The organism is Klebsiella sp. HN106, from assembly GCF_051209435.1.
Lineage (GTDB): Bacteria > Pseudomonadota > Gammaproteobacteria > Enterobacterales > Enterobacteriaceae > Klebsiella > Klebsiella oxytoca.
In genome coordinates this window covers 1-6,651 of sequence record NZ_JBLURD010000038.1, presented here as the reverse complement: position 1 = coordinate 6,651, position 6,651 = coordinate 1, and the positions used below count along the sequence as shown (strand labels likewise).

The window sequence follows — 6,651 nt, the reverse complement described above, 5'->3', positions numbered from 1 at the left end:
CACTCGTGGCTGCAACCCTGCTTACTCAAAATCTATTCACACATGGTTACGTTTTGGGGAAATTATGAGGGGATCTCTCAGTGCTCAGCATGTTTGAGTGCTTTACTCGCCGCGGGTTGAGAAATATGTAAAACTTCAGCCGCACGCGTTAAGGAACCACAAGTCATTACAGCATAAAAGATATCGAGATGTCTTAATTTCATTCCATGTAGCCTACTGATTATTTATTTCTACGGACTATTCTAACGAATAAAGTATAAATAATCAGATATACTCGTCATAATTCAAATTTTGGTTTAGTTGTCACGAGAATTAATTCGTAAACGTGCAAGCTAAATAGATTGACTAGGGGAATATACGGGGTAAGAAAGCGGCTCGGCATACTGCCCTATAATAAATTGTTAGGAGAAGTACGCCGAGTAGTGTGTAGCTATTAGGTAAAGTATGTACCAATTTCAATAAATATTTTAATTAAGATACTGTTTGAAATATCAACAATAAAGGCACCGACCATAGGAACGACAAGGAAAGCTTTATGTGATGGTCCAAATGCTTTTGTGACTGTTTGCATATTCGCAATTGCTGTTGGTGTTGCTCCCATACCAAAGCCACAGTGACCCGCGCTGATCACGACAGCATCATAATCTTTGCCCATCATTTTGAAGGTGATAAAGCAGGCAAATAGCACCATGACAACAGTTTGTACAGCAATGATAATTAATACTGGCCCTGCCATGCTTGCCAATTGACCAAATTTTAATGACATTAACGCCATTGCCAAGAAAAGCGATAAAGCAACGCTACCTAATACATCGACGGTCGGCTCAAACACTTCGTGTTTAAATACATGAGTCAGTGTATTACGGATAATAATACCGACAAATAAACACCAGACAAAAGTAGGCAGTTGCAGAAAAGTATCTTTAAACAATGCACTGATATAGCCACCAACAACAATACAGATAATCAGCATTGAAATGGTTTCAATAACGTTATTTGCATTGATTTTTCTTTTGACGCTTGGTTGCTCAAAAGCTTCAACGATAGTGTCGCGCTCTTGCTCGGTTGTTTTAGGAATAGAGACCTTTTTCAAAAGATGACGGGCAACAGGGCCGCCAACTAAACCACCCAACACTAATCCAAGTGTTGCACAAGCCATCGCTAATTCAACGGCGCCTGTTACACCATATTTATCAGCGAGAATAGGGCCCCATGCTCCGGCATTACCATGACCACCTGTTAGAGTAATTGAACCTGCAATTAAGCCAATAAATGGACTTTCATTCATCATGACAGCCATACTCATGCCGACAGTATTTTGAATGGCGATTAGGATCGTTACTGCAATAGTTAATAGAACTAACGGCTTTCCTCCTTTAATCAGTCGAGAAAAGTCAGAACTTAGCCCGATAGAGGAAAAGAATGTGAGCATTAATAAACTTTGCAATGAAGCATCAAAAGTAAACGAATAACCTGATGTTTTATCAATAATTAACAGAACAATTGCAACAATAAAGCCACCAACGACGGCTTCTGGTATGTGGTTTTTTTGTAGGAACGGGGTAAATTTTACGACAAACATTCCTATGAGTAGCGCGATACATGCGACTAATAATGTATAACTGGCATCTAGGATCATTTTTTTACCTCTATTAGTTTACCAGAATTTTCACTATAACAATTTAACAATAGTGAAAAATGAAGTTACTTTGGTTAACTAATCTTTAACAATGAGTTTTATTAGGGTATCCATAACTTTTAGTTAATAGGGTCATAATTTTAGTGTGATCTTAATCATGAAATATTAAAAAGATTAAAATAACAACAATGGTATTTAATGATGGGTAAACCTAAATACCATGCGGGATCCGCACTATTTTCGGTGATAGCAAAAAATAAAAAAGTATAAATAATAAACAAAATTATAAGAGAAGGAGAACATGATAAGCGCAGGCCGAGCAATTTAAAGAAGTGTGATATACAACATAAAACAGCAGCATGACCTTTCTATATTTCGTTGCTTATCGAAGTGTTAATTTTCGGGTGGATTACTCTGTTTGTTGATTAATAACGGAGAAAAATATGATTGCTGTAATATTTGAGGTGCAAATACAACCCGACCAACAAACTCGCTATTTGACTTTAGCTGAGGAGTTAAGACCACTATTAAGTCATGTAGCTGGTTTTATTTCAATTGAACGTTTTCAAAGTCTAGCTACAGAAGGAAAAATGTTATCGCTATCTTGGTGGGAAAACGAATACGCAGTTCTGCAATGGAAAAATCATGTTTTACATGCGAAAGCTCAACAAGAAGGGCGAGAGTCAATATTTGATTTTTACAAAATTAGTATTGCTCATATTACTCGCGAATATTCATTTAAAAAGGACAAGGATAATGTTTGATGTTCACGTTGTTTTAGATAATCAAATAGGACAATTAGCATTACTAGGAAAAACATTAGGTAATAAAGGTATTGGATTGGAAGGGGGAGGGATATTTACGGTTGGTGATGAATGCCATGCTCATTTTCTTGTTGAACAAGGAAAGGAAGCTAAAATAGCGCTAGAGCAAGCTGGACTGTTAGTACTTGCGATCCGGACACCATTAATTCGTAAGTTAAAACAGGAAAAACCGGGGGAACTTGGCGAAATAGCACGAGTATTGGCGGAGAATAACATTAATATTTTAGTGCAATACAGTGACCATGCTAACCAACTGATATTAATAACGGACAATGATAGTATGGCTGCATCTGTTACGCTCCCTTGGGCAATAAAGTGAACTTGCGATGGCTAATTTAATACGAAAAGAGGTTACCTTTGAGTCCTCAATAGCCGCGATAGGGGCGGCTATGTCTGACATTTCACGAGTTAAAATACTCAGTGCTTTGATGGATGGGCGAGCTTGGACGGCCACTGAGCTAAGTTCTGTGGCGAATATATCAGCTTCAACGGCGAGCAGTCATTTATCTAAATTATTAGATTGCCAGCTAATCACAGTAGTAGCTCAAGGCAAGCATCGTTATTTTCGGCTAGCAGGAAAAGATATTGCTGAATTGATGGAAAGTATGATGGGGATCTCCTTAAACCATGGCGTACATGCCAAAGTTTCCACGCCAGTGCATTTACGAAAAGCACGTACTTGCTATGATCATTTAGCTGGCGAAGTTGCCGTTAAGATCTATGATTCCCTTTGTCAACAGCAATGGATCACTGAAAATGGTTCAATGATCACATTAAGTGGTATTCAATATTTTCATGAAATGGGAATTGACGTTCCTTCCAAACATTCACGTAAAATCTGTTGTGCGTGTTTAGATTGGAGTGAACGCCGTTTCCATTTAGGTGGGTACGTTGGAGCCGCATTATTTTCGCTTTATGAATCTAAAGGGTGGTTAACTCGACATCTTGGTTACCGTGAAGTTACCATCACGGAAAAAGGTTATGCTGCTTTTAAGACCCACTTTCACATTTAAGTTGTTTTTCTAATCCGCATATGATCAATTCAAGGCCGAATAAGAAGGCTGGCTCTGCACCTTGGTGATCAAATAATTCGATAGCTTGTCGTAATAATGGCGGCATACTATCAGTAGTAGGTGTTTCCCTTTCTTCTTTAGCGACTTGATGCTCTTGATCTTCCAATACGCAACCTAAAGTAAAATGCCCCACAGCGCTGAGTGCATATAATGCATTCTCTAGTGAAAAACCTTGTTGGCATAAAAAGGCTAATTGATTTTCGAGAGTTTCATACTGTTTTTCTGTAGGCCGTGTACCTAAATGTACTTTTGCTCCATCGCGATGACTTAGTAAAGCACATCTAAAACTTTTAGCGTTATTACGTAAAAAATCTTGCCAGCTTTCCCCTTCTAAAGGGCAAAAGTGAGTATGGTGCCTATCTAACATCTCAATGGCTAAGGCGTCGAGCAAAGCCCGCTTATTTTTTACATGCCAATACAATGTAGGCTGCTCTACACCTAGCTTCTGGGCGAGTTTACGGGTTGTTAAACCTTCGATTCCGACCTCATTAAGCAGCTCTAATGCGCTGTTAATCACTTTACTTTTATCTAATCTAGACATCATTAATTCCTAATTTTTGTTGACACTCTATCATTGATAGAGTTATTTTACCACTCCCTATCAGTGATAGAGAAAAGTGAAATGAATAGTTCGACAAAGATCGCATTGGTAATTACGTTACTCGATGCCATGGGGATTGGCCTTATCATGCCAGTCTTGCCAACGTTATTACGTGAATTTATTGCTTCGGAAGATATCGCTAACCACTTTGGCGTATTGCTTGCACTTTATGCGTTAATGCAGGTTATCTTTGCTCCTTGGCTTGGAAAAATGTCTGACCGATTTGGTCGGCGCCCAGTGCTGTTGTTGTCATTAATAGGCGCATCGCTGGATTACTTATTGCTGGCTTTTTCAAGTGCGCTTTGGATGCTGTATTTAGGCCGTTTGCTTTCAGGGATCACAGGAGCTACTGGGGCTGTCGCGGCATCGGTCATTGCCGATACCACCTCAGCTTCTCAACGCGTGAAGTGGTTCGGTTGGTTAGGGGCAAGTTTTGGGCTTGGTTTAATAGCGGGGCCTATTATTGGTGGTTTTGCAGGAGAGATTTCACCGCATAGTCCCTTTTTTATCGCTGCGTTGCTAAATATTGTCACTTTCCTTGTGGTTATGTTTTGGTTCCGTGAAACCAAAAATACACGTGATAATACAGATACCGAAGTAGGGGTTGAGACGCAATCGAATTCGGTATACATCACTTTATTTAAAACGATGCCCATTTTGTTGATTATTTATTTTTCAGCGCAATTGATAGGCCAAATTCCCGCAACGGTGTGGGTGCTATTTACCGAAAATCGTTTTGGATGGAATAGCATGATGGTTGGCTTTTCATTAGCGGGTCTTGGTCTTTTACACTCAGTATTCCAAGCCTTTGTGGCAGGAAGAATAGCCACTAAATGGGGCGAAAAAACGGCAGTACTGCTCGGATTTATTGCAGATAGTAGTGCATTTGCCTTTTTAGCGTTTATATCTGAAGGTTGGTTAGTTTTCCCTGTTTTAATTTTATTGGCTGGTGGTGGGATCGCTTTACCTGCATTACAGGGAGTGATGTCTATCCAAACAAAGAGTCATCAGCAAGGTGCTTTACAGGGATTATTGGTGAGCCTTACCAATGCAACCGGTGTTATTGGCCCATTACTGTTTGCTGTTATTTATAATCATTCACTACCAATTTGGGATGGCTGGATTTGGATTATTGGTTTAGCGTTTTACTGTATTATTATCCTGCTATCGATGACCTTCATGTTAACCCCTCAAGCTCAGGGGAGTAAACAGGAGACAAGTGCTTAGTTATTTCGTCACCAAATGATGTTATTCCGCGAAATATAATGACCCTCTTGATAACCCAAGAGGGCATTTTTTACGATAAAGAAGATTTAGCTTCAAATAAAACCTATCTATTTTATTTATCTTTCAAGCTCAATAAAAAGCCGCGGTAAATAGCAATAAATTGGCCTTTTTTATCGGCAAGCTCTTTTAGGTTTTTCGCATGTATTGCGATATGCATAAACCAGCCATTGAGTAAGTTTTTAAGCACATCATCATCATAAGCTTTAAGTTGGTTCTCTTGGATCAATTTGCTGACAATGGCGTTTACCTTACCAGTAATGTATTCAAGGCTAATTTTTTCAAGTTCATTCCAACCAATGATAGGCATCACTTCTTGGATAGGGATAAGGTTTTTATTATTATCAATAATATAATCAAGATAATGTTCAAATATACTTTCTAAGGCAGACCAACCATTTGTTAAATCAGTTTTTGTTGTGATGTAGGCATCAATCATAATTAATTGCTGCTTATAACAGGCACTGAGTAATTGTTTTTTATTTTTAAAGTGATGATAAAAGGCACCTTTGGTCACCAACGCTTTTCCCGAGATCTCATCTATTGAAACAGCTTGATAGCCTTTTTCAACAAACAATATTCGTGCTGAGTTAACCAGTGATTGATAGGTACTCTTAAAATTTTCTTGTTGATGATTTTTATTTTCCATGATAGATTTAAAATAACATACCGTCAGTATGTTTATGGTATCATGATGATGTGGTCGTGACAATCTTAAGAACATTTAGGTTATTTTATGTATATTGAACAGCATTCTCGCTATCAAAATAAAGCTAATAACATCCAATTAAGATATGATGATAAGCAGTTTCATACAACGGTTATCAAAGATGTTCTATTATGGATTGAACATAATTTAGATCAGTCTTTACTGCTTGATGATGTGGCGAATAAAGCGGGTTATACCAAGTGGTATTTTCAGCGGCTGTTCAAAAAAGTAACAGGGGTCACACTGGCTAGCTATATTCGTGCTCGTCGTTTGACGAAAGCGGCTGTTGAGTTGAGGTTGACGAAAAAAACTATCCTTGAGATCGCATTAAAATATCAATTTGATTCCCAACAATCTTTTACACGTCGATTTAAGTACATTTTTAAGGTTACACCAAGTTATTATCGGCGTAATAAATTATGGGAATTGGAGGCAATGCACTGAGAGATCCCCTCATAATTTCCCCAAAGCGTAACCATGTGTGAATAAATTTTGAGCTAGTAGGGTTGCAGCCACGAGTA

8 protein-coding genes and 2 pseudogenes are annotated in these 6,651 nt (G+C 38.4%); 6 read left to right on the top strand and 4 right to left on the bottom strand.

Translation table 11 applies throughout. The features are described from left to right. Window positions 1-68: hypothetical protein (locus ACSIPU_RS29840; RefSeq protein ID WP_223232774.1), on the top strand; the 68-nt coding region annotated here is incomplete at its 5' end. Between the two features lie 15 nt (window positions 69-83). Here the strand turns inward: ACSIPU_RS29840 and ACSIPU_RS29835 are convergent. Together ACSIPU_RS29835 and gltS are read right to left on the bottom strand one after the other, a co-directional pair. After that, window positions 84-203, bottom strand: a pseudogene (locus ACSIPU_RS29835) (LysR family transcriptional regulator); the annotation flags it as partial. Window positions 204-433: 230 nt separating this feature from the next. Further along, entirely contained in the window at window positions 434-1,639 is a 1,206-nt protein-coding gene (gltS, locus tag ACSIPU_RS29830; protein ID WP_000599531.1) for a sodium/glutamate symporter, read from the bottom strand. A gap of 443 nt (window positions 1,640-2,082) precedes the next feature. On the opposite strand from gltS, the gene ACSIPU_RS29825 reads away from it, so the two are divergent. Genes ACSIPU_RS29825 through ACSIPU_RS29815 form a run of 3 tightly spaced genes read left to right on the top strand, consistent with a single transcriptional unit; the run spans window position 2,083 to window position 3,476 of the window. Further along, window positions 2,083-2,403, top strand: a complete 321-nt coding sequence (locus ACSIPU_RS29825; protein WP_000562370.1) for an antibiotic biosynthesis monooxygenase family protein — start codon at window positions 2,083-2,085, stop codon at window positions 2,401-2,403. Beyond that, on the top strand, window positions 2,396-2,782 hold the full coding sequence (locus tag ACSIPU_RS29820; protein WP_000460651.1) for a hypothetical protein: 387 nt from the start codon (window positions 2,396-2,398) through the stop codon (window positions 2,780-2,782). The genes ACSIPU_RS29825 and ACSIPU_RS29820 overlap by 8 nt, the downstream gene beginning before the upstream one ends. Window positions 2,783-2,789: 7 nt before the next feature. Then, on the top strand, window positions 2,790-3,476 hold the full coding sequence (locus tag ACSIPU_RS29815; protein WP_001284954.1) for an ArsR/SmtB family transcription factor: 687 nt from the start codon (window positions 2,790-2,792) through the stop codon (window positions 3,474-3,476). On the opposite strand, the gene tetR(B) is transcribed toward ACSIPU_RS29815, so the two are convergent. After that, window positions 3,454-4,077 (bottom strand): tetracycline resistance transcriptional repressor TetR(B), encoded by a 624-nt coding sequence (gene tetR(B), locus ACSIPU_RS29810; RefSeq protein WP_000088605.1) that lies wholly within the window; start codon window positions 4,075-4,077, stop codon window positions 3,454-3,456. The genes ACSIPU_RS29815 and tetR(B) overlap by 23 nt on opposite strands. A gap of 81 nt (window positions 4,078-4,158) precedes the next feature. Here tetR(B) and tet(B) point away from each other — a divergent pair, with 81 nt between their 5' ends. Next, window positions 4,159-5,364 (top strand): tetracycline efflux MFS transporter Tet(B), encoded by a 1,206-nt coding sequence (gene tet(B) / locus ACSIPU_RS29805; RefSeq protein WP_001089072.1) that lies wholly within the window; start codon window positions 4,159-4,161, stop codon window positions 5,362-5,364. A gap of 112 nt (window positions 5,365-5,476) precedes the next feature. Here tet(B) and tetC read toward each other — a convergent pair whose 3' ends face one another. Continuing rightward, a complete protein-coding gene (gene tetC, locus ACSIPU_RS29800) occupies window positions 5,477-6,070 on the bottom strand; it encodes a tetracyline resistance-associated transcriptional repressor TetC (protein WP_000428546.1) in 594 nt (197 codons plus the stop codon). 87 nt (window positions 6,071-6,157) lie between these two features. On the opposite strand from tetC, the pseudogene ACSIPU_RS29795 reads away from it, so the two are divergent. Continuing rightward, window positions 6,158-6,553 (top strand): annotated as a pseudogene (locus tag ACSIPU_RS29795) (helix-turn-helix domain-containing protein); the annotation flags it as partial. Window positions 6,554-6,651 lie beyond the last annotated feature (98 nt).

Excerpts from the sequence above, each read along its gene's own strand:
- ACSIPU_RS29825 (WP_000562370.1), top strand. The coding sequence starts at position 2,083 with ATGATTGCTGTAATATTTGAGGTGCAAATACAACCCGACCAACAAACT.
- ACSIPU_RS29820 (WP_000460651.1), top strand. The coding sequence starts at position 2,396 with ATGTTTGATGTTCACGTTGTTTTAGATAATCAAATAGGACAATTAGCA.
- tetC (WP_000428546.1), bottom strand. The coding sequence starts at position 6,070 with ATGGAAAATAAAAATCATCAACAAGAAAATTTTAAGAGTACCTATCAA.
- ACSIPU_RS29815 (WP_001284954.1), top strand. The coding sequence starts at position 2,790 with ATGGCTAATTTAATACGAAAAGAGGTTACCTTTGAGTCCTCAATAGCC.
- gltS (WP_000599531.1), bottom strand. The coding sequence starts at position 1,639 with ATGATCCTAGATGCCAGTTATACATTATTAGTCGCATGTATCGCGCTA.